Here is a 25,919-nt window from a genome sequence, read left to right on the forward strand (position 1 = left end):
GGTGGACGCGAGGAGGAGCCATGGCGGGCATCGAGCGGGCCGTCGTGATCGGCGGCGGAATCGGCGGGCTCACCGCGGCGGCGGCCCTGCACGGCGCCGGCGTCCGGGTCACCGTGCTGGAGCGCTCCCCGGCACTGGAGCCCGTCGGCGCGGCCATCTCCCTGTCGCCCAACGCCCTGCGCGCCCTGGACGTCATCGGTCTCGGCGACGAGATCCGCGCCGTCGCCGCCTGGCAGGGCGACGGCGGACTGCGCACCCCGGGCGGGCGCTGGCTCTCCCGGTCCAGCGCCGAGGCCGCCGCCGCCCGCTTCGGCGGCCCGCTCGTGCTGCTGCACCGGGCCACCCTCGTCGGCCTCCTCGCCGCCCGGCTCCCGCCGGGCGCCGTCCGCACCGGCGCCGCCGCGACCCTCGTCGACCCCGGCGGCGGCGACCGGCCGGCCCGCGTGCTCGCACCCGACGGCGAACTGGAGGCCGACCTGGTCGTGGCCGCCGACGGCATCCGCTCCGCCGTGCGCCGCACGCTGTTCCCGGACCACCCCGGGCCCGTCTACTCCGGCTTCACCACCTGGCGGATCGTCGTGCCGCTGCCCGGTGTCGGGTTCGCCTCGCACGAGACCTGGGGCCGGGGCCGTATCTGGGGCACGCACCCCCTCAAGGACGGCCGGGTCTACGCCTACGCCGCCGCCGTCACCGCGGCGGGCGGACGCGCCGCGGACGAGAGGGCGGAACTGCTGCGCCGGTACGGCGACTGGCACGACCCGATCCCCGCCGTCCTCGCCGCCGCCCGCCCCGAGGACGTCCTGCGCCACGACGTGCACCACATCGCCGAGCCGCTGCCCGCGTACCACCGCGGCCGGGTCGCCCTCCTCGGGGACGCGGCCCACGCCATGCCGCCGACCCTCGGCCAGGGCGGCAACCAGGCCGTCGAGGACGCGATCGTGCTCGCCCACCACCGGGACGACCTCACCGCCTACACGGCGGCCCGGCTGCCCCGTACGACCGCCGTCGCCCGGCAGGCCGTCCGGGTCGCCCGGCTCAACATGGCGAACCACCGCGCCGTGACCGCCGCACGCGACGCCGCGATCGCCGCGCTGTCGAGGACCGGCCCCGCGCTGCTCCTGCGGAGCTTCGACGGCATCGCCGACTGGCGGCCTCCGCAGGCGCCGTATGCTTCGCAGCGGACCCGGGCCGGCGAGCGACAGAGGAGTACACCCCGTGAAGGTCGGTTGCATCGGACTCGGTGACATCGCACAGAAGGCATACCTGCCGGTGCTCGCCGTCCTGCCCGGTGCCGAGCTGCACCTGCAGACGCGTACCCCCGCGACCCTCGAGCGCGTCGCCGACGGACTGCGCGTCCCGACGCGGCAGCGCCACACCGACCTCGACTCCCTCCTCGCCGCGGACCTCGACGCCGCCTTCGTGCACGCGCCGACGGCGGTCCACCCCGAGATCGTGACGAGGCTGCTCGAAGCGGGCGTGCCGACCTACGTCGACAAGCCGCTCGCCTATGAACTCGCCGACTCCCAGCGGCTGGTGGAGCTCGCCGAGCAGCGCGGCACCAGCCTCGCCGTCGGCTTCAACCGGCGCCACGCCCCCGGGTACGCGCAGTGCGCCGAGCATCCGCGCGAGCTCATCCTCATGCAGAAGAACCGCACGGGGCTCCCGGAGGAGCCGCGCACGATGATCCTCGACGACTTCATCCACGTCGTCGACACCCTGCGGTTCCTGGTGCCCGGCCCGGTCGACGACGTCACCGTGCGCTTCCGTGCCGAGAACGGCCTGCTCCACCACGTGGTGCTCCAGCTCGCCGGGAACGGCTTCACCGCGCTCGGCGTCATGAACCGGCTCAGCGGCTCGGCCGAGGAGATCCTGGAGGTCTCCGGCCAGGACACCAAGCGCCAGGTGATCAACCTGGCCGAGGTGATCGACCACAAGGGCCAGCCGACCGTGCGGCGGCGCGGCGACTGGGTGCCGGTGGCCCGGCAGCGCGGCATCGAGCAGGCGGTGCTCGGCTTCCTCGACGCCGTGCGGTCGGGAACGGTGCTCAGTGCCCGGGACGCGCTGGAGACCCATGAGCTGTGCGAGCGGGTGGTACGCGCGGTGCTGGATCCCGCCGCCTGAGCCGCAGCGTCCGCACCCCGTCGGTGGCGGCCCAGGCCGCGAGGACCAGCAGGGCCGCGTGCACCGTCCAGTCGCCGAAGCGGACGTACGGGGTGGTGCCGTGCGCGAGCGGCACGTCGTACACCCGCGCCTCGCTCGCGCCGGTGCCGAGCCAGGGGCCGATGCGCGCGCCCGTCGCGCCGTACACCGCGGAGACACCGGTCAGCGTCGCGTGGACCATCGGGCGGCCGGTCTCGGCGGCGCGCAGCGCGGCGAGCGAGGCGTGCTGCGCGGGTGCCCAGGTGTCCTGGAACGTCGACGTCGACGACTGGGCGAGCAGCACCTCGGCGCCGTCGGCGGCCAGATGCCGGCTCATGTCGGGGAAGGCGCTCTCGAAGCACACCATCGGGCCGATCCGCAGCCCGTGCCCCACGTCCATGACGACCTGCCCCGAACCACGCCTGCGGTCCTCGCCCGCCGCCTTGCCGACCGAGGTGGCCCAGCCGAGCAGCGAGCGTGCCGGCACGTACTCCCCGAAGGGAACCAGCCGCATCTTGTCGTACCGGTCGCCGGTCGGGCCGTCCGCGCCGACGAGCACCGAGCTCTTGTAGATGCCGGGCTTGTCCGAGCGCCGCGCGTCCACGTTGACCAGGATGTCCGCACCGGTCTCCCGGGACAGCGCCGCCAGCCGCCGCGCCAGGTCGGGCCGGTCGTCCAGGTCGAAGCCGACGCTGCTCTCGCCCCAGACGACGAGGTCGACGCCCCGGCCGGCCAGCCCGCGGGTCAGCTGTTCCTCCCGGTCGAAGCGCCGGTCGGCACTGTCACGGCCGGCGACGACACCGGGCTGCACTACGGCGACGGCGACCCGCTCCCCGGTGCCGGGGCGCGGCGACCACACCCAGGCGGCCGAGGTGGCGGCGGCGGTGGCGACGAGCCCGGCCAGGGCGGCCACCCGGGCCCGGCGCACGGCGACCAGGACGGCGACGGCCACGTTGACGGTCACCACCAGGAAGCTGAGCAGCCACACCCCGCCGACCGAGGCGAGCCGCAGCGCCGGGGCGACCTGCCACTGACTCGAGCCGATCATGCCCCAGGGTCCGCCGAGACCCTGCCAGGACCGGACCAGCTCGACCGCCAGCCAGCCCGACGGCAGCACCAGGAGCGCCGCCGCGGCCCGGCGGACCGAAGGGGACCCGCCCAGCAGCCGCCGCACCAGCCATCCCCAGGGCGCCCACAGCGCGCCGAGCAGCGCGGCGATGACGAACGTGAACACGTGCAGGCTGGGCAGCAGCCAGTGGTGCATGGCCAGCATGAACCCGAACCCGGCGCACCAGCCGTCGTACGCGGCCCGCCTGCCGGTCGGCGCGCTCCGGGCCAGCAGCAGCCACGGGACCAATGCCGCCCAGGCCCACCACCACAGCGCGGGGGCGGGGAAGGCGAGGACGGGCAGCGCGCCGGCGAGCACGGCGACGGCCGAGCGCCGCCAGGGAGAGATGAGCCAGTGGCCGTACGTCGTCATGGGCGGCTCCCTACCCCGTGGTTCCTTCAGTGTGCGCTCCCGGTACGCATCCGTTCAGTTGATCACACCGGCGGCGCGCCGACCCGTCGGCCGCCGTTCGGATCACCCGGGGTGGCCCTTCAGGTGATCGCCGGACGCCGCACGAGCCGGACGGGCGTCGCAGGGGTACGACGGCTCAGCGAAGGACGAACCCGGAACGCGGTGAGGAGCCCGGAGATGTACGCAGCAGTGCGGCGGTACGAAGGAGTGACCGACACGGCCGAGGCGGCGCGTCTCGTGAACGAGGGGTTCCTGCCGCTCCTGCGCCAGGTCTCGGGCTTCGTGGCCTACTACTGGATCGACGCCGGGAACGGGGTGATGGTCTCGACCAGCGTCTTCCAGGACCGGGCGGGTGCCGACGAATCGGTCTCGAAGGCCGCGGACTTCGTGCGGGACAACCTCGTGTCGGTGCTGCCCCACCCTCCGGAGGTCCTGGCCGGCGAGGTGGTGGCCTCCGTGTGACGGCGTCCGGACCGGCCAGGTGGGAGGTCACCGGGGCCGCCCGGCCCGGTGGTCCGGTCCGGGACGATTCGATTCCGTGGGGCGGCCCGCCGAAGCGTGGATCATGGGGGACGTGAAGCAGCGGACGAAGAACGTGGCCCCCGGGCCGTCGGAGCACGAGCCGGAACTCTCGGCGTACCAGAAGGAGATGCGGGACCGGCTCCTCGCGGCGCCGGTGGTACCCGCGCCCGAGCCCTGGCGGCCCGTCTTCCCGTACACGTACGGCGTTCCGGTCGGCGGGCTGCTCGGGATCGGCTTCGCGTCGGATCCCGGTACCGGGCACGACCTGGTCATGGTCGTGTCGCACGACGGGCACGGGCTCTTCGACGCCGTCACCGGCGAGAAGATCGCCCGGGACCGCGACCCCGAGGGCAGCACGCCCGACGAGGCACCCGACCTGTCCTGCCCCGGACTGGGACCGGTCGCCGGGAGCCGCGTGCACATCGCCGGGCTCTTCGGCGGAGGGCTGCACAGCACCACCGGGGACGGCTGGTGCCTGGAGGTCGTCACCCCGGCCTGGCCGAACGAGCGTGTCCTGCTGTCCCGCGGCGGCCGGGTGCCCCACGCGGGTCCGCACGGGGAGCGGTGGTGGCACATCGTCCACGCCAACTACTCCACGTTCCGCGCCGCGGGTTTCTCCCCCTCGGGTCGCACCCTCGCCGTCGCGACGAGCAGCGACCTCGCCCTGTGGACCCGGTCGGCGCCGCCCCCCGCCCGCTCCCGGTGACCGGCACAGCGGTAGGGACACGGCGGCCCGCCTTTGCCGGGCGCCGGCTGCCGCGCACCCTGGTCCACGCGTCCGCGCACCTGGGCAGGGGGACGCTCCGCGTCTAGCATGATCGATGATCGATCAAAACGCGTCCGCTGGAGGTTCTCATGAAGCGTCCCGTCACCGTGGTCACCGGAGGCAGCCGGGGCATCGGCGCGGCGACCTGTCTGCGGCTCGCCTCCGACGGGCACGACGTCGTCGTCGGCTACGTCCGCGACCAGGCGGCCGCCGGATCGGTCGCCGCCGGGGTGCGGGAGGCGGGCGGCCGTGCCCTCACCGTACGGGCGGACACGTCGGTCGAGGCCGACGTCGATCACCTCTTCGAGGCGGCGGAGCGGGAGTTCGGCCCGGTGACGGGCCTGGTGAACAACGCGGCGGTGACCGGCCCGCTGGGACGCCTCGCCGACACCGCCACCGCGGACCTGCGCCGGGTCCTCGACGTCAACCTGCTCGGCCCCCTGCTGTGCGCACGCCGCGCCGCGCAGCTGATGACCGCGCGGGGGAGCGGCGTGATCGTCAACGTGTCGTCGGGTGCCGCGACCCTCGGCAGCCCGGGGGAGTACGTCCACTACGCGGCCACCAAGGCGGGCGTCGACACCCTGACCGTGGGTCTGGCCAAGGAGCTCGGCCCGGCCGGCATCCGCGTCAACGCCGTCGCGCCGGGCGTCACCGACACCGACATGCACGCCGCCATGGGCGACCCCGGCCGGGCCCGGCGGATGGGGGCGGCCGTCCCGCTGGGGCGCGCGGGCCGGGCCGAGGAGGTCGCCGCGGCCATCGCCTGGCTGATGTCGCCGGACGCTTCCTACACGACGGGGACGGTGCTGCGGGTGGCGGGCGGACGCTGAGGCGCCCACGCGGCGCGGCGTCGTCCACGGGCCGCTCAGGCGGCCTCGATGATCTCGCAGCGGATCGCGGCGGCCCACTCGACCACCAGCAACTCGTACTCCACACGATCCTGAGCCGACAGGGACCCGCCCGCGCGCCGCCACAGGGCGCGGATCCGGTCGTTCAGCTCCGCGGCGGAACGCACGGAACCAGGGGTCACGTATTCGGGGGACATGCGGACAAGCCTAGGGGCAAGCACTGACACTGCGCTACCGGACGGCTACGCAGGCATATGCCCGTCAGCCGGAGGACTCGGCGGCGTGCGGGCTGAGCACACCGGCGGCGACCAGGGCGATGATGAGGACGCCCAGCGCGATGCGGTACCAGACGAACGGCATGAAGCTCTTGGTCGAGATGAACTTCATGAACCAGGCGATGACCACGTAGCCGCTGCCGAAGGCGATCACCGTCGCGAACAGCGTCGGGCCCCAGGAGACGTGGTCGCTCTCCATCGCGTCCTTGAGCTCGAACAGGCCGGAGGCGAGCACGGCGGGGATCGCGAGCAGGAACGAGTACCGGGCCGCGGCCTCGCGCCGGTACCCCATGAAGAGGCCGCCGCTGATGGTCGCGCCGGAGCGGGAGACACCGGGGATGAGCGCCATGGCCTGGCACAGCCCGTAGATCAGGCCGTCCCGGACGCCCAGGTCGTCCAGTTCCTTGCGCCGCCTCGGCGCGCGGTGCCGGCCGCCCTTCTCGTCGCGCGCCGCCAGCCGGTCCGCGATGCCTATGACCACGCCGACGACGATCAGCATGGTCGCGGTGATGCGCAGGTCGCGGAAGGGGCCCTCGATCTGGTCCTTCAGCGTCAGGCCGAGCACGCCGATCGGGACCGAGCCGATGATCACCAGCCAGCCCATGCGGGCGTCCGGGTCGCGGCGCATCTCCTTGCTGGTGAGCGAGCGGGTCCACGCCGCGAGGATCCGCCCGATGTCCTTGCGGAAGTAGATGAGGACGGCTGCCTCCGTGCCGATCTGGGTGATCGCGGTGAAGGCCGCGCCCGGGTCGTGCCAGCCGGAGAAGGCCGCGGTCAGCCGCAGGTGCGCGCTGGAGGACACGGGGAGGAACTCGGTCAGCCCCTGGACGAGTCCGAGGATGAGGGATTCAAACCAAGACATGAAGTTACGGAGTCCAAGTGCCGATCGAGGAACGGTCATGGACACACCGAGCCACCGTCCGCGGTGAGCAGGATCAGGCGTGTCGAGGGGCAGCGTAGCGCCCCGAAATGAAGGCCCGGCGCCAGGGGTGACGGGGCCCGCGACCAGGCAGGCCCCGTCGCGCCCCGGCACCCGGGCGGCGGGAGGCCGTCAGCGCCCGCGCAACTGGTGGCGCTTGCGCCAGGCCACCACCGCGCCCGCCAGCCCCGGCAGGGCGATGCAGGCCAGGGCGATCAGGAAGGCCGGTGACGTCGGCGTCGAGGCGCGGGCGCCGGCGACGACGTAGGCGGCGGTGTTCGGGATCGAGCCGAGCGCCGTCGCCAGCAGGAACGGCAGCAGGCCCATGCGGGAGACGGCCGCGCAGTAGTTGGCGGCGGCGAACGGCACCCCCGGGAACAGCCGCGCCGCCAGCATCGAGCGGAAGCCGTGCCGGCTGAGCTGCCCGTCCGCCGCCTTCAGCCACTTGCCGCGCAGCAGCGGGCGCAGCGCCTCCTGGCCCAGCACCCGGCCCAGGCAGAAGGCCACCCCGGCACCCAGCACCGTTCCGGCCAGGGCGGCGGCGAGGCCCAGCTGCGAACCGAACAGGGCGCCCGCGGCCAGATTCAGCAGCGGTCGCGGTACGAAGGCGACGGTGCACAGTCCGTACGCCACGGCGTAGGCCAGCGCCGCCGCGGCGCCGCCGAGCTGTGGCGGCCAGCCGTTCGTCAGCAACCGCTGCGGCTGGAACAGCACCACCGCCGTCCCGGCCGACGCGAGCAGGGCGACGAGCAGGGAGAAGCGGGACCACGGGGAGAGCAGGGCTCTCGTCACGCGGGCGGTGAGACGGGTCGGTGCGACGGGCCCGGCGGCCGCGGCGACGGCGAGCTCCGTCGCGGCGGCCCGGGGAGAGGCCGTGATGGTGCCCCCAGAGCGGGTGGTGGCATCGAGCATCCGGTGACACTAACCGACATATGTGTGTGATCGCCGTAGGGTGCGTCTCATGAGCGTCACAGACACGGGACTTCCGGACGTGCCGCACAGCCCGCCGGCCGACACCGTGATGGAGCGGCTCACCGCCGTGTACCCCGCCGCCGCCGACCCCGCGCGGGCCGTGGCGATGCGCGCGTACATGAGGGACGTCGCCCCTTTCCTGGGCCTGACCTCGCCTGTTCGCCGTGCCCTGTCCCGTACGGTCCTCGACGGCCTGCCCCGCCCCGGCGAACCGGACTGCGCCGCCGTCGCGTTGCGCTGCTGGCGGCTGCCCGAGCGCGAGTACCACTACTTCGCCGTCGACCTCCTGCGCCGTCATGTGACGCATTGCTCCTCGGACCTGCTGCCCGTGGTCCGGCATCTGCTCACCACCGTGCCCTGGTGGGACACCGTCGACCCGCTCGCCGCGCACGTCGTCGGAGGGCTGGTCGCGGCCGACCGCCGTCTCGCGGCCGACATGGACGCCTGGATCGCCGACGAGAACCTCTGGCTGGTCCGCACCGCCCTGCTCCACCAACTGCGCTACAAGGAACGCACCGACACCGACCGCCTCTTCGGCTACTGCCTGCGCCGGTCGGACCACCCCGACTTCTTCGTCCGCAAGGCCGTCGGCTGGTGCCTGCGCGAGTACGCGAAGACCGATCCCGACGCCGTACGCGCCTTCGTGTCCGCGAACGGGCGGGCCCTCGCCCCGCTGTCGGTGCGGGAGGCGCTGCGGAACATCGGTCCGTAGCGCCGGGACGGGACGCACGTCACTCGAACTCCCGTGCCACTGAAAAGCATTCGACGTGGGACAAAGCGTCGGCGATGATCGGCGTCATGTTCCGGTACGCCTTCCCTCTCGCAGCATCCGCGGTCGCGGTTGCCCTGAAGGCTGCCGTCCCCTTCTTCTTCTCCGCCGCCGACGGCGCCCGAAGCTGACCCTCCCCGGATCGTCCGGCGGACCCCGCAGGGGGAGGGTCGGCCGGGCCGCCGGGGTCCCCACCACCGCCACGAGGCTTCGAGGTACCGCCATGCCCAAGACGGCGTACGTCCGCACCAAACCGCATCTGAACATCGGCACGATGGGCCACGTCGACCACGGCAAGACCACCCTGACCGCCGCCATCACCAAGGTCCTCGCCCGGCGCGGGGCCGGCACGTTCGTGCCGTTGGACCGCATCGACCGCACCCCGGAGGAGGCGGCCCGCGGCATCACCATCGACATCGCGCACGTCGAGTACGAGACGGACACCCGGCACTACGCGCACGTCGACATGCCGGGGCACGCCGACTACGTCAAGAACATGGTCACCGGCGCCGCCCAGCTCGACGGGGCGATCCTCGTCGTCTCCGCGCCGGACGGGATCATGCCGCAGACCGCCGAACACGTCCTGCTCGCCCGCCAGGTGGGCGTCGACCACATCGTGGTCGCGCTCAACAAGGCCGACGCGGGCGACGACGAGCTGACCGACCTCGTCGAGCTCGAGGTCCGCGAACTGCTCACCGCGCACGGGTACGGCGGGGACGCCGTGCCCGTCGTACGGGTCTCGGGGCTGCGGGCCCTGGAGGGCGACCCGCGCTGGACGGCGTCCGTCGAGGCGCTGCTCGACGCGGTGGACACCTACGTGCCCGTGCCCGAGCGGTATCTGGACGCGCCGTTCCTGCTGTCCGTGGAGAACGTGCTCACCATCACGGGCCGCGGCACGGTCGTCACCGGCGCGGTCGAGCGAGGGACCGTCCGCGTCGGCGACCGGGTCCAGGTGCTCGGGGCGTCGGCCGACACGGTCGTCACCGGCCTGGAGACCTTCGGCAGGCCGATGGCGGAGGCACAGGCCGGGGACAGCGTGGCGCTGCTGCTGCGCGGAGTCGCGCGGGACACGGTGCGCCGCGGCCACGTGGTCGCCGCGCCCGGCAGCGTCGTGCCCGCCCGGCGCTTCTCGGCGCGGGTGTACGTGCTGTCGGCGCGCGAGGGCGGGCGCTCGACACCGCTCACCACCGGGTACCGGCCGCAGTTCCACATCCGGACCGCGGACGTCGTGGGCGACGTGGACCTGGGGGAGACCGCCGTCGCACGCCCCGGTGACACGGTCACGATGACGGTCGAACTCGGACGCGAGGTGCCGTTGGAGCCGGGGCTCGGCTTCGCCGTCCGCGAGGGCGGGCGGACCGTGGGCGCGGGGACCGTGACGTCCGTGGGATGAGCGTGCCCGGCCGCGCGCGGGGGCCGCGGGACCGTGACGGCGAAGCGGTCCCGCGGCCTCCGGGCGCCGTCGCCCGGCACAATGGGCAGGTGAACGAAGCCATACCCGTCACCCGGGTCACCGACCACGGCACCGTCAAGCTCATGCCCGACGTCGACCGGCGGCGGGCCTGGCTGCTCACCGTCGACGGGGCGCCGCAGTCGTACGTCGACCTGGACGAGCCCGCGCACCTGGAGTTCGAGTACGCACGCCGGCTCGGGCACGCCCTGGACACCGTGGCGGAGCCGGGCCGTCCGCTGGACGTGCTGCACCTGGGCGGGGGCGCGTTCACCCTGCCCCGGTACGTCGCCGCGACCCGGCCCGGCTCGAGGCAGGACGTCGTGGAGGCCGACCTCGGTCTGCTGGACCTGGTCGCCGAGCACCTGCCGCTGCCGGAGGACGCCGGCATCACCGCGCACGGCGCGGACGCCCGTGCCTGGCTCGAGGCGGCGCCCGCGGACTCGTTCGACGTCCTGGTCGCCGACGTCTTCGGCGGCTCACGCGTGCCCGCGCACCTGACGTCCCTCACCTGGGCCCGCGAGGCGGAGCGGGTCCTGCGCGGCGACGGCGTCTACCTGGCGAACCTCGCCGACGCCGCGCCCTTCGCGTTCCTGCGCTCGCAACTCGCCGCCTTCGCCGCGCTCTTCGGGGAGCTGGCGCTCGTCGCCGAACCGGGAGTGCTGCGCGGGCGCCGCTTCGGCAACGCCGTTCTCCTCGCCGCCCACCGGCCCCTCGACACGGCGGCGCTGGCCCGGCGCACCGCCGCCGACGCCTTCCCGGCCCGCGTCGAACACGGTCCCGCCCTGCGGGACTTCATCGGCGACGCGCGGCCGGTGCGGGACGAGGACGCCCTGCCGTCGCCCGAGCCTCCCGCCGGAGCGTTCGGCATCGGCTGACCGGCGGGCGGGAGGCGCCGGGCGCCCTAGGGGGTGTCGTTTGGATCAGGCCGATTCCAGGCAATGGTGCCGTGCAGACCGACCCCGGCAAGATCCAAACGACACCCCTTAGCTCTCCGTCGGCGGGGCGTCGGTCAGGCGGACGGTGCTGAGGATCTTCTGGATCGTCGCCTCCGGGATCTCGTCCTTGACGCCCTTGGCGCCGTAGAGGTTCCAGGTGACGAAGTTGCCCGCGCCGTTCTTGAACGCGAAGGTGATCGCCTTGCCCTCGCTGTCGCACTTGCCCTTCTGCGGAGTGCCCTCCGAGTGGGCGGTGGCGACGCTGCCCTTGATGCCGGAGGCCGTGGTGTAGTCCTTCGGCTTGTCGTACTTGACGCTCTTGCGGTCCGGCTCGGTGTAGCCGCCGTAGATCCACCACGGCACCCGGGTCTCGGCCGCCATGGCGGTGTCCTTGGCGCCGTCCTCACCGCGGGTGCCGGCGGTGGCGAGGGCGGTGCTCTCCTTGCGGCCGTCCTTGTTGGAGTCCTCGGTGCACCATTCGGACTTGAGGTAGGCGGGAGCGGTGACCGTGGTGCGGTCCGTCTTCCCGTCCTCCTCCCACTCGAAGCCGACGCTCGTGTCGGTGCTGTCGATCTCCCAGTCGGCGGGCACGTCGAACATGGTGCCGAAGCGCGGGTTGGCGACGACCTTCCAGCCCTCGACGGTCGGCTTCAGCTCGCCGCCGCCGCGCTGATCCTCGTCGCCGGACGCGCTCGGATCGGCCGTCGGCGTCCCGGACTTGGACGCGGACGCGCTCGCGGACGGCTTCTTGTCCTTGCCGTCGTCCGCCGTGTCGTCCTTGTCGCCGCCCAGCACCAGGAACCCGGTCACGCCGGCGGCCACCACCACGGCGAGCGCCGCGACGATCGCGACGACCTTCGTCCGGTTGCCGCCGCCACCGCCGCCGCCCCCGCCGACGACGGTCGCGGGCTGAGGCCCGCCGGGGGCCTGGCTGGCGCCCCACTGCGGCTGCTGCCCGTACGGTCCGGGCTGCTGGTAGCCGGGCTGCTGGTACGGATTCGGCTGCTGGTACCCCGGCTGCTGGTACGGGTTGTTCTGCGGATTCTGCTCGCCCCCGGGCGGCTGCTGTCCTGGCCACATGTGCAGTCACCCTAGTGCGGTGCAGGACACGATTCGGTCACTGCCCCTTGTCAGGGACGTACCGAAGCGGGTGCGGCACGGACGCCGGGCCGCGGTCCCTCAGGAGTCCGAGGGCGTGAACTCCCGTACGGTGCCCGCGATCCGGCGGACCACGGCGTCCGGCACCTCGTCCCCGACCCCCGCGGGGCCGACGAACGACCAGGACACGAGGTCGCCGTCGGCGGACTTGAAGGCGAACGTCGTGGCCTTGCCGTCCACGTCGCACCTGCCCTTCTTCACCACCCCGGCCGACCGGGAGGTGGTCAGGCTGCCCGTGATGCCGGAGGCGGTGGTGAAGGAGACCACCGGCTCCGTCGTGATCTTCTTCCGGTCGGGCTGGGTGAACGCCCCGTAGACCCACTCCGCCGAGTCGGACCGGGCGATCTCCTCGGTGTTCCGTGCGCCGTTGTTCCCCCGGGTCCCGGCGGAGGCCAGGGGGGTGTGGTCGGCCGAGCCGTCCCGGTCGTCGTCCGAGGTGCACCACCGCTCCTGGAGAACGGCCGGGGCCTTCATGCCGATCAGCGGCTTGTCGTCGGGGTCCCGGTCGTCCGTGACGAAGCTGACCCAGTCGGCCGACTGCCGCTGCCAGGAGGCCGGTACGTCGAAGGCGACACCGAGGTCCGGGTTGACCACGGCGTTCCAGCCGGAGACGGTCGGCAGGGGGCCGCCGTCCGCGTTCCGCGCGTCGCCGGAGGCCGGTGAGGCGGAGACGGAGGCGGACGAGTCGGCCGGATCCGGCCGCGCCCCGTCGTCCTCGCCGCCGCCCAGGAGGACGGCCCCGGTCACGGCGGCGGCCACCACGACGGCCGCGGCGGCGACGACCGCCACCGTCTTCGTGCGGCGTCCGCCCGGCCCGCCGCCGGGCGGCGGGCCCGCCGTGACCGTGGGGGCGTTCCACGGAGCGGGCGGCTGATGACCGGCATGGGGGGTGTGCTGCCGGTGGCCCGGCTGCTGGTACGGGTTCGGCTGCCCGGAGTGCGGGCTCCCGGTGGGCGACTGCTCTCCTGGCCACATGGGCGGCAAGCATACGGCGATCACCGGAAGCGTCTGGCCCACGGATGCTACTCGTGGGTAACCTGCTGCCATGAGCGCAGATCAGATGTCGATCGGCGAGTTGCTCGCCGCCACGGTGCCGATGGTCCGGACCCTGAACCTCGAGTACCTGGAGACCACCCCCGAGAAAGCGGTCCTGGCCCTGCCGGACCAGAGTGAGTACCGCAACCACGTCGGCGGACCGCACGCCGGAGCCATGTTCACGCTGGCCGAGTCCGCCAGCGGGGCGATCGTCCTGGCCGCCTTCGGCGACCAGCTCTCCCGCGCCGTGCCGCTGCCGGTCACCGCCGAGATCGCGTTCAAGAAGATCGCCCTGGGCCCGGTGACCGCCACCGCGACCCTCGGCCGCCCGATCGCCGAGGTCGTCGCGGAGCTGGACGAGGGCAAGCGCCCCGAGTTCCCGGTGACCGTCGCCATCCAGCGCGCGGACGGGGCGGTGACCGGAGAGGTGACCGTGGTGTGGACCCTGCGGCCCAACGGCTAGCCGCGGGCCGGCGGTGAGGACCCGGACCGGGCACCGCCGCGCGGACCGGTAGGCTTCCCGGGTGCGCCTCGGGCGAGGCGCACCCGGGAAGCGGCGGGCGCACACACACCCGCGCACGGCAGGGACGCGAATCGGGAGGATGTGGCGTTGCACGTCACGGAGTGGCTCGACACGGTGCCCGCGGCGGCGGTCTACGCGGTCGTCGGACTGGTCATCGGTCTGGAGAGCCTCGGCATCCCGTTGCCCGGCGAGATCATCCTCGTCTCGGCGGCTCTGCTCTCCTCCCAGCACGGCGGCGTCGACCCGGTGATCCTCGGTGCCTGCGCCAGCGCGGGCGCGGTGATCGGCGACTCCATCGGGTACGCCATCGGCCGCAGGGGCGGCCGGCCCCTGCTGGCCTGGCTGGGCAAGAAGTTCCCGAAGCACTTCGGCGAGGGGCACATCGCCACCGCCGAGCGGTCCTTCCAGAAGTGGGGCATGTGGGCCGTGTTCTTCGGCCGCTTCGTCGCCCTGCTGCGCATCTTCGCCGGCCCGCTGGCCGGCGTGCTGCGGATGCCCTACTGGAAGTTCCTGATCGCCAACGTCCTGGGCGGCATCGTCTGGGCGGGCGGCACCACCGCCGTCATCTACTACGTCGGTGTCGTCGCCGAGTCCTGGCTCAAGCGCTTCTCGTGGCTGGGCCTGGTGATCGCGGTCCTGATCGGCGTGACCTCGATGCTGGTGCTCAAGCGCAAGGCGAAGAAGGCCCAGGCCGTCCCCGCCGCCGAGTAGCGGCGCGCCCCGGAGGGGTACGGGGCGCTGCGCCCGCGGACGGTCTCCTACCGGGGTTCGGCCAGCGCCTCCCGGTGCCGCGAGGCCAGTGCGGCGTACATCGTCCCGTTCAGCGTGACGCCCTGCCGCTCCTCCTCCGTCAGCTCACGCTTCACCTTCGCCGGCACCCCGGCGACCAGGGAGCCCGGCGGCACCCGCATGCCCTGCGGGACGAGCGCCTGCGCGGCCACCAGTGAACCGGCGCCGATCACCGCGCCGTTGAGGACGGTGGCGCCCATGCCGATCAGGCAGTCGTCCTCGACCGTCGCCCCGTGGACGACCGCGTTGTGCCCGATGGAGACGCGCTCGCCGACCGTGACGGGGAAGCCGGGATCGGCGTGGAGCGTGCAGTTGTCCTGGACGTTGCTGTCGGCTCCGACGGTGATCCGCTCGACGTCGCCGCGCAGCACCGCGCCGTACCAGACGCTCGCCCCCGCGTGCAGCGTCACCTCGCCGACGACCGAGGACGTCGGCGCCACGAAGGCCTCCGCGTCCACCTTCGGGTCCTTGCCGCCGATGCCCGTGATCAGCGCCTTCTGCGTCATCTCCGCCTCCTGGTCGGGTGCTGCAGTGCACCGTACGCCACCCGGTGGGGTGAAGATCACAGGCCTCCGGCGGCTTCCCCGCGCCGCGTGCTGAGTACCGTGAGCGGGTGCCGAAGCGCAAGAACACGTTCTCGTCCTGGTCCAGCCGGCTCGCGCAGCGCGCCGTCCACGCGGGCTGGGCCTGGGTGCAGCGCACCGGCTCCGTCACCGCCGCGCACCCCGGGCGCTTCCGCTTCGGCGCGCTGGGCACGGGCACCCGGCTCGCCTTCCCGCTCGGCACGGTCTTCGGCGAGCCCTGGATACACGTCGGCGCCCACTGCATCATCGGTGAGCAGGTCACGCTGACCGCCGGGCTGATGCCCGACCTCGACCTGGGCCCCGAGCCGATCCTGCGCATCGGCGACGGAGTGGTCCTCGGCCGCGGCAGCCACGTCATCGCGGACACCACCGTCACCATCGGCAGCGACTGCTACTTCGGCCCGTACGTCTACGTCACCTCCACCAACCACTCCTACGACGACCCGCACCAGCCCATCGGCAAGCAGTGGCCCCGGATGGAGACGGTGGAGATCGGTTCCGGCTGCTGGGTCGGCACCGGCGCGGTGATCCTGCCCGGTGCGCGGATCGGACGGAACGTGGTGGTCGCCGCAGGCGCCGTGGTCCGGGGCACCGTTCCCGACCACGCCGTGGTGGCGGGCGCGCCCGCCCGGGTCGTACGACGCTGGACGCCCGCGGAGGGCTGGCAGCCGCCGATGCGGACCCCGGCCCCCGTGCCGGTGCCCGAGGGGGTCACGCCGGAGCAGCTGCGGGCCCTGGCCCGGCTGGACGAGGAGGCCGTGGCCCGGCTGGCGGAGCTGGACGAGGCGCCCGCGGGCAAGCTGGCGGAGCCGGCCGCCGAGGGCTGAACGCGGGCGCGGCCCCGCGTCGCCTCGAAGTACAGTGAAGTGAACGATCGGGTGCAATGCGCCGCAGTTCACTGCACTGAACCGCGCATAAATCAAAATGATGGACGGAATGTGTCGGACCTCGACCTGCTGACCCAGTCCCTGGCGCGGAACGTCAAACGCTGGCGCACCGAGCGCGGTTTCACGCTGGACGCGCTGGCCGCGCGGGCCGGCGTCAGCCGCGGCATGCTCATCCAGATCGAACAGGCGCGGACCAACCCCAGCCTCGGCACGGTCGTCAAGATCGGCGACGCACTGGGCGTCAGCATCACCACCCTGCTCGACTACGAACAGGGCCCGGCGGTCCGCGTCGTCCCCGCCGAGCAGGCCGTGCGGCTCTGGCACACCGACGCCGGCAGCTACAACCGGCTCCTCGCCGGCACCGAGGCCCCGGGCCCGCTGGAGATGTGGGACTGGCGGCTGATGCCGGGCGAGAGCAGCCCCTCCGACCCGCACCCCGCCGGCACGGTGGAGCTGGTGCACGTCACGTCCGGGGAACTCACCCTCACCGTGGACGGCGTGGCCCATCGCGTGCCCCGGGGCGCGAGCGCCTCCTTCGAGGCCGCCACGCCCCACACGTACGCCAACGAGGGCGCGGAACCGATGGAGATGATCATGGCGGTGTCGGTGCCGCCCGTCCGCTGAGACGGCCGGCCACGGGTTGGGACAACCTTGTTAGCGTGCGGCCATGCACGCACCCATCGGACACTTCGACAGCGCCGCTCCCGCTCCGGACCGCCTCGACCAGCTGACCGCCCCGGTCGCCGACGCCGTGCGCCACTGGCGCGGCAGCGTCCCCGCCGAGCAGATCGTCTACGTCGACACCGATCCGGAATGGGCCGACACCGCCGTCTTCGTCGAGCACTACGGCCGCGAGCTGCTGGAGCGGTCCGCGAACTGCGTGGTGGTCTCCGGCAAGCGGGGCGGCGAGAGCACGCTCGCCGCGTGCGTGGTGCTCTCCACGACCCGGGTCGACGTCAACGGGGCCGTGCGCCGTCATCTCGGAGCCCGCAAGGCGTCGTTCGCCCCGATGGACACGGCCACGGGCGAGAGCGGCATGGAGTACGGCGGGATCACACCGCTCGGCCTGCCCGCCGACTGGCCGGTCCTGGTCGACCCGGCCGTCGTCGACCTGCCCTACGTCCTCGTCGGCAGCGGACGCCGGCGCGGGAAACTGCTCGTCCCCGGCAAGGCACTCGCGGAGCTGCCCGGTGCCGTGGTGCTGGAGGGGCTGGGCATCGCCTGAGGCCCGCCGGCCGGGAGCGCCCGGCTAGCCGAGCCGCGGGATCTCGATCGCCGGGCAGCGGTCCATCACCATCTCGGTGCCCGCCGCCCGGGTCCGCTCGTACGCGGCCTCGTCCACCACCCCGAGCTGGAACCAGACCGCCGCGGCCCCCTTGGCGACCGCCTCGTCGGCCACCGCCCCCGCGAGGTCGCTGTTGACGAACACGTCGACCACGTCCACGTCGAACGGAATGTCCTCGAGGGAGGCGTACCCCCGCTCGCCGTGCACCGTCTCCGCCTTGGGGTGCACCGGCACAACCCGCTTGCCGAATCGCCGGAGGACCTCGGCGACGCCGTACGCGGCGCGCCGCCGGTTCGACGACAGGCCCACCACGGCCCAGGTGTCACCCAGCTCGGTGAGAATCTTGCGGACGGTTGCGTCGTCGCCGTACACCGGCGGCCTCCTCGGCTTGTCGAACGGACGGTCGTCACCGACAACCGGGGACGGCGGGCGGAGATTCCCCCGAGGCACCCTCTCGGCGCGCGCCCACGGTGCGCCGGGGGCACGGCCCGCCTACGCTCGGCCCGTGCTGCGCATCATCGACGCCCGGACCGGCGAACCGGTCCCCGCCGCCCCCGTCCGGCGGGGCTTCACCCGTGTAGAGGCGCACGCGACGGGCCGGGACACCACCGGCCTGCGCGTGCTGCTCGTCACCGACGTCCTCGTCCGTGCCCTGGAGATCGGCGGCACGCCCGTGTGGGCCGTGCTGGACGGCGGGGAGGAAGGGGACGGACTGCGGCGGGACGCCGCCGCCCTCGGTGTCCGGCCCTTCGAGAACGGCCCGTACGGGCCGGACGCCTCCCAGGCCCTCCACGTCGTGCACGAGGGGGCGGCGTACCCCGGCGCGGCCGGACGCCCTGGCCGGCGCCGACCCCTACGCGCTGCGCCTGGCGCTGCTGGAACGGCACCGGAGCACGTCCGTGCGGCTCGACGCGGCCGTGCTGGACGAGGCCGGCGCCACCCTCGCGCGCCTGCGCCGTGCGGTCGCCGGCTGGGCCCGGCAGCCCTCCCGACCCGTCCCCGGCGAGGTGCGCGACCGGCTCCGCGCGGCCTGGGAGGACGACCTGGACACCCCCGCGCTGCTCCGGGTGCTGCGCGAGGCGGAGACCGACCCGGCCGTCCCCGACGGTGCCCGCTTCGAGACCTTCGCCTACGCGGACCGTCTGCTCGGCCTCGACCTGACCCGTGACGTGGGATCCCCGGACTGAGCTCGCGCCGGGCGGCTCCGGAACGCTCCCGGCCACGGATTAGGCTGGCCGGATGCAGGACGAGTACCGCACGGTGCCCCGCGCGGGCGTGCACGAGACCGAGATCAACCGCTCGCGCTTCCTGTGCGCCCTCGCCCCGGCGGCCACCGAGGAGGAGGCCCAGGCGTTCGTCGCGTCCGTGCGCAGGGAGCACGCCGACGCCAACCACAACTGCTGGGCCTACGTCATCGGCGCCGACGCCGCCGTGCAGAAGGCCAGTGACGACGGGGAGCCCGGCGGCACCGCGGGCGTTCCGATGCTCCAGATGCTGCTGCGCCGCGACATGCGGTACGTCGTCGCCGTCGTCACCCGCTACTTCGGCGGCGTCAAGCTCGGTGCGGGCGGACTCATCCGCGCCTACGGCGGAGCGGTGGGCGAGGCCCTGGACGACCTCGGTACGCTCACCCGCCGCCGGTTCCGCCTGGCCACGGTGACCGTCGACCACCAGCGGGCCGGCAAGCTCCAGAACGAGCTGCGCGCGACCGGGCGGGAGGTGCGCGACGTGCGGTACGCCGAAGCGGTCACCATCGAGATCGGCCTGCCGGACGCCGAGGTGGACGCCTTCCGGGGCTGGCTGGCGGACGCGACGGCGGGAACGGCCGGCTTCGAGCTGGGCGGAGAGGCGTACGGGGACGCGTGAGCCGGACATCACCCGGCCCGCACACCGGAGGAAAAGGTTCGTTCCGGGGCAATCCGGGCGCCGCTGCGCGGGATGCGAGGCCATTCGCGGGAGGAGTGGTGCGCCGACGTACTAGCGTGGTCCGGGCCGACCACGCTCAGGTGGTCGTGGGTACCGGCTGTGAGTTTGCGGTGGGAGTGGGCGTGCGGGGCGGAGCGGACCGGTGAGACTGCTGCACACGTCCGACTGGCATCTGGGCCGGGCGTTCCACCGGGTGAACATGCTCGACGCCCAGTCCGCGTTCATCGGCCACCTCGTCGAGACCGTCCGCGAGCACCACGTCGACGCCGTGGTCGTGTCGGGGGACGTGTACGACCGGGCGGTGCCGCCGCTCGCCGCGGTCGAGCTGTTCGACGACGCCCTCCACCGCCTCGCCCGCCTCGGGGTGCCGACGGTGATGATCTCCGGCAACCACGACTCGGCCCGCCGCCTCGGCGTCGGCGCCGGACTCATCGACCGCGCCGGCATCCACCTGCGCACCGACCCGGCGGGATGCGGCACCCCGGTGGTGCTGCCCGACGCGCACGGGGACGTGGCCTTCTACGGGCTTCCCTACCTCGAACCCGCCCTGGTGAGGACCGAGTTCGCGGTGGAGAAGGCCGGACACGAGAGCGTGCTCGCCGCCGCCATGGACCGGGTCCGCGCCGACCTCGCCACGCGCGCGCGGGGCACCCGCTCCGTCGTCCTCGCGCACGCCTTCGTCACCGGCGGCGAGCCGAGCGACAGCGAGCGGGACATCACCGTCGGCGGAGTCGCCGCCGTGCCCAGCGGTGTCTTCGACGGCGTGGACTACGTGGCGCTGGGGCACCTGCACGGCTGCCAGACCATCACCGGGCGCGTCCGCTACTCGGGCTCCCCGCTGCCGTACTCCTTCTCCGAGGCCGCCCACCGCAAGAGCATGTGGCTCGTCGACCTGGACGCCGGCGGCACGGTCACGGCCGAACGCGTCGACTGCCCGGTGCCGCGTCCGCTGGCCCGCCTGCGGGGCACCCTGGAGGAACTGCTCGCCGACCCCCGGCTGGCCCGGCACGAGGACGCCTGGGTCGAGGCGACCCTCACCGACCCGGTGCGGCCGGCCGACCCCATGGCCCGGCTCACCGAGCGCTTCCCGCACACCCTCAGCCTCGTCTTCGACCCCGACCGCGCCCCGGACGACCCGGCGGTGTCCTACGCCCGGCGCCTCGCGGGCCGCGGTGACCAGCAGATCGCCGAGGACTTCGTGGCCCACGTGCGCGGCGTCGGCCCCGACGGCCGCGAACAGGCCGTACTGCGGGACGCCTTCGACGCCGTGCGCACGGACGAGACCGTCCGGGAGGTGGCCCGGTGAGGCTGCACCGGCTCGACATCACGGCCTTCGGGCCCTTCGGCGGAGCGCAGAGCGTCGACTTCGACGACCTGTCGGCCGCCGGGCTGTTCCTGCTGCACGGACCGACGGGCGCCGGAAAGACGTCCGTCCTCGACGCCGTCTGCTACGCGCTGTACGGCTCCGTCCCCGGCGCCCGGCAGAGCGGCCAGGGCATGACCCTGCGCAGCGACCACGCCGCCGCCGGCACCCGCACCGAGGTGTGCCTCGAACTCACCGTCGCCGGACGGCGGCTGGAGGTCACCCGGCAGCCGCCCTGGGAACGCCCCAAGAAGAGGGGCGTCGGCACCACCGTCGACAAGGCCCAGACCTGGCTGCGCGAGTACGACGCCACCGCCGGGGCCTGGAAGGACCTCAGCCGCTCCCACCAGGAGATCGGCGAGGAGATCACCCAGCTGCTCGGCATGAGCCGCGAGCAGTTCTGCCAGGTCGTGCTGCTGCCCCAGGGCGACTTCGCCCGCTTCCTGCGCGCCGACGCCGAGGCACGCGGCAAGCTGCTCGGCCGGCTCTTCGACACCCGCCGCTTCGCCGAGGTCGAGAAGCGCCTCGCCGAGCGGCGCCGCACGACCGAGGCCCAGGTGCGGGAGGGGGACGCCTCGCTGCTCGCGGACGCCCACCGGATGCAGCAGGCCGCCGGCGACGCCATGGTCCTGCCGGAGCTGGCGCCGGGCGATCCGGGCCTCGCCGAGGCCGTGCTGAGCGCCGCCGCCGTCGCCCGCAGCACCGCCCAGGAGCTGCTCACCGTGGCCGACTGCCGGCTCACCGCCGCCGAGTCCGCCCAGGCCGCCGCCGAGCGCGGCCTCGCCGCCGCGCGCGAACGGCACCGGCTGCAACAGCGCTACACCGAGGCACGGGAACGGGCCGCGCGGCTGGAGGAACGCGCCGGAGCCCACCGGGCCGCCCGGCAGCGCATGGAGCGGGCCCGGAAGGCCGGGACCGTCGCCCCCGCCCTGGAGCTGCGCGACGCGGCCGACGCCGAGCACCGGCGGGCGGCCGACGCGGAGACGCGGGCGCGTGCCCTGCTCCCCGAGGCCCTCGTCGACGCCGGTGCCGCCGGACTGGCCGCCGCCGCCCGCCGGGCCGCCGAGGAGCTCGGCTCGCTGGAGTCGGCCCGGCGGGCGGAGGGACGCCTCGCCGGACTCGCCGCGGAACGCGCGGGCCTCGACCGGCAGGAACGGGCCGACGAGGACGTCCTGCACGAGGCGGAGACCTGGCTGGCCGACTGGGCGGAACGCCGGGGCACGCTCCAGGCCCGTGTCGACTCCGCCCAGGAGGCCGCGACCCACGCCGAACAGCTCGCCGTGCAGCGCGATCCGGCGCACCGGCGCCTCACCGCCGCCCGGGAACGGGACCGGCTCGCCGCCGCGGCGGAGGCCGCCCACCGACAGGCACTGGCCTCGGCCGAGGAGGCGGTCGAGGCCCGCGCCCACTGGCTCGACCTCAAGGAACAGCGGCTGAACGGCATCGCCGCCGAACTCGCCGCGCACCTCACCGACGGCGAACCCTGCGCCGTCTGCGGGGCCACCGAACACCCCGCCCCCGCACGCCGGATCGCCGGGCACGTCGACCGGGAGGCCGAGGAGCGGGCCCTCGCCGGACACCAGCGGGCGGAGGAGAGGCGCGCCGCCGCCGAACGGCACTCCGGCTCCGTACGGGAGGCGCTCGCCGCCGCCACGGCCGAGGCCGGCGACACACCAGCGGAGCAACTGGCCGCGGAGGCCGGGGAACTGGAGTCCCGGTACGCGCGGGCACGGGCCCTCGCCTCCGGACTCCACGCCGCCCAGGAGGAGCTGCGCAGGGCGGAGCACGAGCGGGAGCGGCGCGTCACGGCCCAGCAGGAGGCCGCCGTCCGGGCCGCCTCCCGCGTCGCCCACCGGGAACGGCTGCAACGCGAACAGGCCGCCCTGGAGGGGGAGCTGGCCCAGGCGCGCGGCACGGCCGGCAGCGTCGCCGAACGGTCGGCCCAGCTGGAACGGCGGGCCGCCCTGCTCACCGAGGCCGCCGAGGCCGTACGCGTCGCCGAGGACACCGCCCAGCGGCTCAAGGACGCCGACGCACGCCTCGCGGACGCCGCCTTCCGGGCCGGGTTCGACACCCCTCGGGAGGCTGCCGACGCACTCCTCGACGACGCCGCCCACCGCGACCTCCAGCGACGGCTCGACGCCTGGCAGACCGAGGAGACCGCCGTCCGCGCGGTCCTGGCCGAGGCCGACACCGCCGACGCCGCCCGGCAGCCGCCCGCCGACCTCGCCGCCGCGGAACGCGACGCGGCCGACGCGGGCCGACGGCTGCGCGACGCCTCCTCCGCGCGCGACGCCGCCGCCCGGCGCTGCGCCGAGCTCGCCCGGCTGTCGCAGCACGCCACCACCTCGGTGCGCCGGCTCGCCCCCCTGCGCGACGAGTACGAGCGCGTCGCCCGCCTCGCGTCCCTCGCCGCGGGCACCTCCGCGGACAACGAACGCCGGATGCGCCTGGAGTCGTACGTGCTGGCGGCGCGACTGGAACAGGTCGCCGCCGCCGCGACCGCGCGCCTGCAGCGGATGTCCTCGGGCCGCTACACCCTCGTCCACTCCGACGACCGCACCGGGCGCGGACGCAGCGGCCTCGGACTGCACGTCGTCGACGCCTGGACCGGCCGGGAGCGGGACACGGCGACGCTGTCCGGCGGCGAGACCTTCTTCGCCTCCCTCGCCCTGGCGCTGGGGCTCGCCGACGTCGTCACCGACGAGGCCGGCGGGGTCCGCCTGGACACCCTCTTCATCGACGAGGGGTTCGGCAGCCTCGACGACCAGACCCTCGACGAGGTCCTCGACGTCCTCGACTCACTGCGCGAGCGGGACCGCAGCGTCGGCATCGTCAGCCACGTCGCCGACCTGCGCCGCCGGGTCCACGCCCAACTGGAGGTCGTCAAGGGCCGGTCGGGCTCCGCGGTGCGGCAGCGGAGCCTGGGCTGAACAGCCCCGTGGGCGGCCGACAGCGGCTGTCGGCGGACGTGTAGGTTCTGCCGCATGGTGCGATACGCGGAGCCGGGCGCGGTGGAGTGGGTGGAGTCGGGCGGCGGTCCGCTCATAGCGGTGCCGGAGACGGTCCTGCCGTTCTGGACCGGCGCCGACGGCGAGGAGACGGCCTCCGACTACGACCGGGCCTGCGAGGTCGACGGCCAGGTCGGCCTCCTGCCGGTCGGCGACTCGGCGGCCCTGGTCCTCGGCGACGAACCCGCCTCCACCGCCTACCTGCCGGGCCACCGGGCCTTCGTCCGCTGGTGTGCGGCCGACTCCGAGGACGAGGTGCTGGCCGGGCTGCCCGCCGCCCTCGACACGGCCGACTGGGAGCCCGAGGTGACCTGGCGGGTGCCCGGCCCGGTGTTCCTCTTCGACGCGGCCTGGCCCGGCGCCGCCTGCGACCGGGCCGACCACGTGCGAGTGGCCCTGGAACCGGGCCGGTACGCGGTACGCGCGGCCGCCGTCCGGCCCGGTCCGGAGACATGGCTGAACGTCGTGCAACTGCGGCCGCTCACCGACCGGTAGACCCGGCGCCGGACCCTTCTCAGAGCCGGGACAGCTCGTCCACCAGGTCGTCCAGACCCAGCGAGCCCTGGGAGAGCGCCGCCATGTGCCACGCCTTCGCGTCGAAGGCGTCGCCGTGCCGCTCACGGGCCTTCTCCCGGCCCAGCAGCCACGCCCGCTCACCGAGCTTGTAGCCGATCGCCTGGCCCGGGATCGTCAGGTACCGGGTGAGCTCGCTCTCCACGAAGTCCGCCGGGCGGCTGCTGTGCGCACCGAAGAACTCCTGCGCCAGCTCCGGCGTCCACCGCTCGCCCGGGTGGAAGGGCGAGTCCGCCGGGATCTCCAGCTCCAGGTGCATGCCGATGTCCACGATGACCCGGGCGGCCCGCATCATCTGCGCGTCCAGATAGCCGAGCCGCTGCTCCGCGTCCGTCAGGAAGCCCAGCTCGTCCATCAACCGCTCCGCGTACAGCGCCCAGCCCTCGGCGTTGGCGCTGACCATGCCGACCGAGGCCTGGTAGCGGGAGAGGTTCTCGGCGACGTGCGCCCACTGGGCGAGCTGGAGGTGGTGACCCGGGACGCCCTCGTGGTACCAGGTGGAGACCAGGTCGTAGACCGGGAAACGGGTCATGCCCATGGTCGGCAGCCAGGTCCGCCCGGGGCGCGAGAAGTCCTCCGACGGGGGCGTGTAGTAGGGGGCCGCCGCGCTGCCGGGCGGGGCGATGCGCGACTCCACCCTCCGCACCCGCTCGGCGAGTTCGAAGTGGGTGCCGTCCAGCGCCTCGATCGCCCGGTCCATCAGGCCCTGGAGCCAGTCGCGGACCTCGTCCACGCCCTCGATGTGCCGGCCGTGCTCGTCCAGGTGGGCCAGCGCCACCCAGGGCGTCCCGGCGCCCGGCAGGATCTTCTCCGCCTCGCGCTTCATCTCGGCGAGCAGCCGGTGGTACTCGGCCCAGCCGTACGCGTACGCCTCGTCCAGGTCGAGGTCGGTGCCGTTGTAGTAGCGCGACCAGCGGGCGTAGCGCTCGCGGCCCACCGTGTTCGGGGCGCCCTCGATCGCCGGCGCGTACACGTCGCGCATCCAGTCCCGCAGCTCCGTCACGGCGGCGGTCGCGGCCCGCGCGGCCTCGTCCAGCTCCGTGCGCAGCGCCTCGGGGCCGGCGGCGGCGAAGTCCTCGAACCAGCCGCGTCCCTCGCCCGTGTCCGCCCACTCGCCGAGCTGCTCGACGAAGGTCGCGGTCGGGCGCGGAGCGGCGTACAGCTTGCGTTCGAGACCCTGCGCGAGGGACTCGCGGTAACCCGCCAGCGCGGCCGGCACCGCGCGCAGCCGCTCGGCGATCCGCGACCAGTCCTCGTCGGTCTCCGTGGGCGTCACGGTGAAGACCTCGCGCACCGAGTGCGCGGCCGTGCCCATGTTGCCCACCGAGCGCAGGCCCTCGTCGGCCTCGTGCACCGCGAGTTCGGCGGTGAGACGCTCCCGCAGCAGCCGGGCGCAGCGCCGCTCCACGTCGCTGTCACCGCCGGGCCGGCGCTCCGCCTCGTCCAGCCGGGCGAGCGTCGTCCGCGCCAGCTCCGCCAGGGCCTCCTGCCCCGCCGGGGAGAAGTCGGGCAGGCGGCTGGAACTCTCGGCGACACCGAGGTACGTACCGGTGACCGGGTCGAGGGCGATGAGCTCGTCGACGTAGGCGTCGGCGACCTCGCGGGGCAGCGGGCTCTTGGTCTCTGACATGCGGACATCCTCGTACGGATACCGGTGCCGCGTCAGCC

26 protein-coding genes and 1 pseudogene are annotated in these 25,919 nt (G+C 74.2%); 18 read left to right on the forward strand and 9 right to left on the reverse strand.

Annotated elements, in window-relative coordinates; translation table 11 throughout:
- Window positions 1-20: 20 nt before the first annotated feature.
- Both ACFWJB_RS10150 and ACFWJB_RS10155 read left to right on the forward strand, forming a co-directional pair.
- The gene (locus ACFWJB_RS10150; RefSeq protein ID WP_386921502.1) at window positions 21-1,244 is read left to right on the forward strand and encodes an FAD-dependent monooxygenase; all 1,224 of its coding nucleotides are present in this window, start codon (window positions 21-23) and stop codon (window positions 1,242-1,244) included.
- Window positions 1,216-2,121 (forward strand): Gfo/Idh/MocA family protein, encoded by a 906-nt coding sequence (locus ACFWJB_RS10155; RefSeq protein ID WP_385460478.1) that lies wholly within the window; start codon window positions 1,216-1,218, stop codon window positions 2,119-2,121. The genes ACFWJB_RS10150 and ACFWJB_RS10155 overlap by 29 nt, the downstream gene beginning before the upstream one ends.
- On the opposite strand, the gene lnt is transcribed toward ACFWJB_RS10155, so the two are convergent.
- On the reverse strand, window positions 2,045-3,619 hold the full coding sequence (lnt, locus tag ACFWJB_RS10160) for an apolipoprotein N-acyltransferase (protein ID WP_386921504.1): 1,575 nt from the start codon (window positions 3,617-3,619) through the stop codon (window positions 2,045-2,047). The genes ACFWJB_RS10155 and lnt overlap by 77 nt on opposite strands.
- A 216-nt stretch (window positions 3,620-3,835) precedes the next feature.
- Here lnt and ACFWJB_RS10165 point away from each other — a divergent pair, with 216 nt between their 5' ends.
- The 3 genes from ACFWJB_RS10165 (at window position 3,836) to ACFWJB_RS10175 (ending at window position 5,776) form a co-directional block, all read left to right on the forward strand.
- Entirely contained in the window at window positions 3,836-4,120 is a 285-nt protein-coding gene (locus ACFWJB_RS10165) for a hypothetical protein (protein ID WP_385460472.1), read from the forward strand.
- Between the two features lie 187 nt (window positions 4,121-4,307).
- Window positions 4,308-4,886, forward strand: coding sequence for a hypothetical protein (locus ACFWJB_RS10170; RefSeq protein WP_385460514.1), 579 nt, complete (start codon window positions 4,308-4,310; stop codon window positions 4,884-4,886).
- Window positions 4,887-5,035: 149 nt separating this feature from the next.
- On the forward strand, window positions 5,036-5,776 hold the full coding sequence (locus ACFWJB_RS10175) for an SDR family oxidoreductase (protein WP_385460469.1): 741 nt from the start codon (window positions 5,036-5,038) through the stop codon (window positions 5,774-5,776).
- A 35-nt stretch (window positions 5,777-5,811) separates the two neighbouring features.
- Here the strand turns inward: ACFWJB_RS10175 and ACFWJB_RS10180 are convergent, their stop codons facing one another.
- The 3 genes from ACFWJB_RS10180 to ACFWJB_RS10190 all read right to left on the reverse strand — a co-directional run bounded on the left by ACFWJB_RS10180 (window position 5,812) and on the right by ACFWJB_RS10190 (window position 7,900).
- A complete protein-coding gene (locus tag ACFWJB_RS10180) occupies window positions 5,812-5,991 on the reverse strand; it encodes a hypothetical protein (protein WP_385460465.1) in 180 nt (59 codons plus the stop codon).
- A gap of 64 nt (window positions 5,992-6,055) precedes the next feature.
- Window positions 6,056-6,931, reverse strand: coding sequence for an undecaprenyl-diphosphate phosphatase (locus ACFWJB_RS10185; RefSeq protein ID WP_385460462.1), 876 nt, complete (start codon window positions 6,929-6,931; stop codon window positions 6,056-6,058).
- Between the two features lie 189 nt (window positions 6,932-7,120).
- Window positions 7,121-7,900: a TVP38/TMEM64 family protein gene (locus tag ACFWJB_RS10190; protein WP_385460459.1), complete on the reverse strand. Its 780-nt coding sequence runs from the start codon at window positions 7,898-7,900 to the stop codon at window positions 7,121-7,123.
- A 49-nt stretch (window positions 7,901-7,949) separates the two neighbouring features.
- On the opposite strand from ACFWJB_RS10190, the gene ACFWJB_RS10195 reads away from it, so the two are divergent.
- The 3 genes from ACFWJB_RS10195 to ACFWJB_RS10205 all read left to right on the forward strand — a co-directional run bounded on the left by ACFWJB_RS10195 (window position 7,950) and on the right by ACFWJB_RS10205 (window position 11,057).
- Window positions 7,950-8,672, forward strand: coding sequence for a DNA alkylation repair protein (locus ACFWJB_RS10195; protein ID WP_385460456.1), 723 nt, complete (start codon window positions 7,950-7,952; stop codon window positions 8,670-8,672).
- Window positions 8,673-8,952: 280 nt separating this feature from the next.
- Entirely contained in the window at window positions 8,953-10,122 is a 1,170-nt protein-coding gene (tuf, locus tag ACFWJB_RS10200) for an elongation factor Tu (protein ID WP_385460454.1), read from the forward strand.
- Window positions 10,123-10,211: 89 nt separating this feature from the next.
- On the forward strand, window positions 10,212-11,057 hold the full coding sequence (locus tag ACFWJB_RS10205; protein WP_385460451.1) for a spermidine synthase: 846 nt from the start codon (window positions 10,212-10,214) through the stop codon (window positions 11,055-11,057).
- Window positions 11,058-11,165: 108 nt separating this feature from the next.
- Here ACFWJB_RS10205 and ACFWJB_RS10210 read toward each other — a convergent pair whose 3' ends face one another.
- Both ACFWJB_RS10210 and ACFWJB_RS10215 read right to left on the reverse strand, forming a co-directional pair.
- Window positions 11,166-12,197: a hypothetical protein gene (locus ACFWJB_RS10210; RefSeq protein WP_385460449.1), complete on the reverse strand. Its 1,032-nt coding sequence runs from the start codon at window positions 12,195-12,197 to the stop codon at window positions 11,166-11,168.
- 99 nt (window positions 12,198-12,296) lie between these two features.
- Window positions 12,297-13,250: a hypothetical protein gene (locus ACFWJB_RS10215; protein ID WP_386921509.1), complete on the reverse strand. Its 954-nt coding sequence runs from the start codon at window positions 13,248-13,250 to the stop codon at window positions 12,297-12,299.
- A gap of 85 nt (window positions 13,251-13,335) precedes the next feature.
- Here ACFWJB_RS10215 and ACFWJB_RS10220 point away from each other — a divergent pair, with 85 nt between their 5' ends.
- Together ACFWJB_RS10220 and ACFWJB_RS10225 are read left to right on the forward strand one after the other, a co-directional pair.
- The gene (locus ACFWJB_RS10220) at window positions 13,336-13,773 is read left to right on the forward strand and encodes a DUF4442 domain-containing protein (protein WP_386921696.1); all 438 of its coding nucleotides are present in this window, start codon (window positions 13,336-13,338) and stop codon (window positions 13,771-13,773) included.
- A 147-nt stretch (window positions 13,774-13,920) separates the two neighbouring features.
- Window positions 13,921-14,544 carry a DedA family protein gene (locus ACFWJB_RS10225; RefSeq protein ID WP_385460444.1) on the forward strand — a complete coding sequence of 208 codons (624 nt, stop codon included), beginning with the start codon at window positions 13,921-13,923 and terminating at the stop codon, window positions 14,542-14,544.
- Window positions 14,545-14,591: 47 nt separating this feature from the next.
- On the opposite strand, the gene ACFWJB_RS10230 is transcribed toward ACFWJB_RS10225, so the two are convergent.
- The gene (locus ACFWJB_RS10230) at window positions 14,592-15,128 is read right to left on the reverse strand and encodes a gamma carbonic anhydrase family protein (RefSeq protein ID WP_385460442.1); all 537 of its coding nucleotides are present in this window, start codon (window positions 15,126-15,128) and stop codon (window positions 14,592-14,594) included.
- 107 nt (window positions 15,129-15,235) lie between these two features.
- Between ACFWJB_RS10230 and ACFWJB_RS10235 the strand changes: the two genes are divergently transcribed.
- The 3 genes from ACFWJB_RS10235 (at window position 15,236) to ACFWJB_RS10245 (ending at window position 17,318) form a co-directional block, all read left to right on the forward strand.
- The gene (locus ACFWJB_RS10235; protein WP_385460439.1) at window positions 15,236-16,033 is read left to right on the forward strand and encodes a DapH/DapD/GlmU-related protein; all 798 of its coding nucleotides are present in this window, start codon (window positions 15,236-15,238) and stop codon (window positions 16,031-16,033) included.
- A 111-nt stretch (window positions 16,034-16,144) separates the two neighbouring features.
- Entirely contained in the window at window positions 16,145-16,717 is a 573-nt protein-coding gene (locus tag ACFWJB_RS10240; protein ID WP_386921512.1) for a helix-turn-helix domain-containing protein, read from the forward strand.
- Between the two features lie 43 nt (window positions 16,718-16,760).
- Window positions 16,761-17,318, forward strand: coding sequence for a YbaK/EbsC family protein (locus tag ACFWJB_RS10245; RefSeq protein WP_385460433.1), 558 nt, complete (start codon window positions 16,761-16,763; stop codon window positions 17,316-17,318).
- A gap of 24 nt (window positions 17,319-17,342) precedes the next feature.
- Here ACFWJB_RS10245 and ACFWJB_RS10250 read toward each other — a convergent pair whose 3' ends face one another.
- Window positions 17,343-17,750, reverse strand: a complete 408-nt coding sequence (locus tag ACFWJB_RS10250) for a CoA-binding protein (protein WP_385460430.1) — start codon at window positions 17,748-17,750, stop codon at window positions 17,343-17,345.
- A 133-nt stretch (window positions 17,751-17,883) separates the two neighbouring features.
- Here ACFWJB_RS10250 and ACFWJB_RS10255 point away from each other — a divergent pair.
- From ACFWJB_RS10255 to ACFWJB_RS10275, 5 genes and pseudogenes are all read left to right on the forward strand, one after another.
- Window positions 17,884-18,565, forward strand: a pseudogene (locus ACFWJB_RS10255) (hypothetical protein).
- 52 nt (window positions 18,566-18,617) lie between these two features.
- Entirely contained in the window at window positions 18,618-19,244 is a 627-nt protein-coding gene (locus tag ACFWJB_RS10260) for a YigZ family protein (RefSeq protein ID WP_385460424.1), read from the forward strand.
- Window positions 19,245-19,446: 202 nt separating this feature from the next.
- On the forward strand, window positions 19,447-20,610 hold the full coding sequence (locus ACFWJB_RS10265) for an exonuclease SbcCD subunit D (RefSeq protein WP_385460421.1): 1,164 nt from the start codon (window positions 19,447-19,449) through the stop codon (window positions 20,608-20,610).
- Window positions 20,607-23,600 (forward strand): AAA family ATPase, encoded by a 2,994-nt coding sequence (locus tag ACFWJB_RS10270; RefSeq protein ID WP_386921515.1) that lies wholly within the window; start codon window positions 20,607-20,609, stop codon window positions 23,598-23,600. The genes ACFWJB_RS10265 and ACFWJB_RS10270 overlap by 4 nt, the downstream gene beginning before the upstream one ends.
- A 54-nt stretch (window positions 23,601-23,654) precedes the next feature.
- A complete protein-coding gene (locus ACFWJB_RS10275; RefSeq protein WP_386921517.1) occupies window positions 23,655-24,173 on the forward strand; it encodes an immunity 21 family protein in 519 nt (172 codons plus the stop codon).
- 19 nt (window positions 24,174-24,192) lie between these two features.
- On the opposite strand, the gene ACFWJB_RS10280 is transcribed toward ACFWJB_RS10275, so the two are convergent.
- Window positions 24,193-25,881: a DUF885 domain-containing protein gene (locus tag ACFWJB_RS10280; protein ID WP_385460413.1), complete on the reverse strand. Its 1,689-nt coding sequence runs from the start codon at window positions 25,879-25,881 to the stop codon at window positions 24,193-24,195.
- Window positions 25,882-25,919: the final 38 nt, after the last annotated feature.

Source organism: Streptomyces sp. NPDC127100, assembly GCF_042724095.1.
Taxonomy (GTDB): Bacteria; Actinomycetota; Actinomycetes; order Streptomycetales; family Streptomycetaceae; genus Streptomyces.

Excerpts from the sequence above, each read along its gene's own strand:
- ACFWJB_RS10275 (WP_386921517.1), top strand. The coding sequence starts at position 23,655 with ATGGTGCGATACGCGGAGCCGGGCGCGGTGGAGTGGGTGGAGTCGGGC.
- ACFWJB_RS10220 (WP_386921696.1), top strand. The coding sequence starts at position 13,336 with ATGTCGATCGGCGAGTTGCTCGCCGCCACGGTGCCGATGGTCCGGACC.
- tuf (WP_385460454.1), top strand. The coding sequence starts at position 8,953 with ATGCCCAAGACGGCGTACGTCCGCACCAAACCGCATCTGAACATCGGC.
- ACFWJB_RS10260 (WP_385460424.1), top strand. The coding sequence starts at position 18,618 with ATGCAGGACGAGTACCGCACGGTGCCCCGCGCGGGCGTGCACGAGACC.
- ACFWJB_RS10175 (WP_385460469.1), top strand. The coding sequence starts at position 5,036 with ATGAAGCGTCCCGTCACCGTGGTCACCGGAGGCAGCCGGGGCATCGGC.
- ACFWJB_RS10165 (WP_385460472.1), top strand. The coding sequence starts at position 3,836 with ATGTACGCAGCAGTGCGGCGGTACGAAGGAGTGACCGACACGGCCGAG.
- ACFWJB_RS10195 (WP_385460456.1), top strand. The coding sequence starts at position 7,950 with ATGAGCGTCACAGACACGGGACTTCCGGACGTGCCGCACAGCCCGCCG.
- ACFWJB_RS10230 (WP_385460442.1), bottom strand. The coding sequence starts at position 15,128 with ATGACGCAGAAGGCGCTGATCACGGGCATCGGCGGCAAGGACCCGAAG.
- ACFWJB_RS10215 (WP_386921509.1), bottom strand. The coding sequence starts at position 13,250 with ATGTGGCCAGGAGAGCAGTCGCCCACCGGGAGCCCGCACTCCGGGCAG.
- ACFWJB_RS10185 (WP_385460462.1), bottom strand. The coding sequence starts at position 6,931 with ATGTCTTGGTTTGAATCCCTCATCCTCGGACTCGTCCAGGGGCTGACC.
- ACFWJB_RS10190 (WP_385460459.1), bottom strand. The coding sequence starts at position 7,900 with ATGCTCGATGCCACCACCCGCTCTGGGGGCACCATCACGGCCTCTCCC.
- ACFWJB_RS10170 (WP_385460514.1), top strand. The coding sequence starts at position 4,308 with ATGCGGGACCGGCTCCTCGCGGCGCCGGTGGTACCCGCGCCCGAGCCC.
- lnt (WP_386921504.1), bottom strand. The coding sequence starts at position 3,619 with ATGACGACGTACGGCCACTGGCTCATCTCTCCCTGGCGGCGCTCGGCC.
- ACFWJB_RS10280 (WP_385460413.1), bottom strand. The coding sequence starts at position 25,881 with ATGTCAGAGACCAAGAGCCCGCTGCCCCGCGAGGTCGCCGACGCCTAC.
- ACFWJB_RS10245 (WP_385460433.1), top strand. The coding sequence starts at position 16,761 with ATGCACGCACCCATCGGACACTTCGACAGCGCCGCTCCCGCTCCGGAC.
- ACFWJB_RS10180 (WP_385460465.1), bottom strand. The coding sequence starts at position 5,991 with ATGTCCCCCGAATACGTGACCCCTGGTTCCGTGCGTTCCGCCGCGGAG.
- ACFWJB_RS10150 (WP_386921502.1), top strand. The coding sequence starts at position 21 with ATGGCGGGCATCGAGCGGGCCGTCGTGATCGGCGGCGGAATCGGCGGG.
- ACFWJB_RS10210 (WP_385460449.1), bottom strand. The coding sequence starts at position 12,197 with ATGTGGCCAGGACAGCAGCCGCCCGGGGGCGAGCAGAATCCGCAGAAC.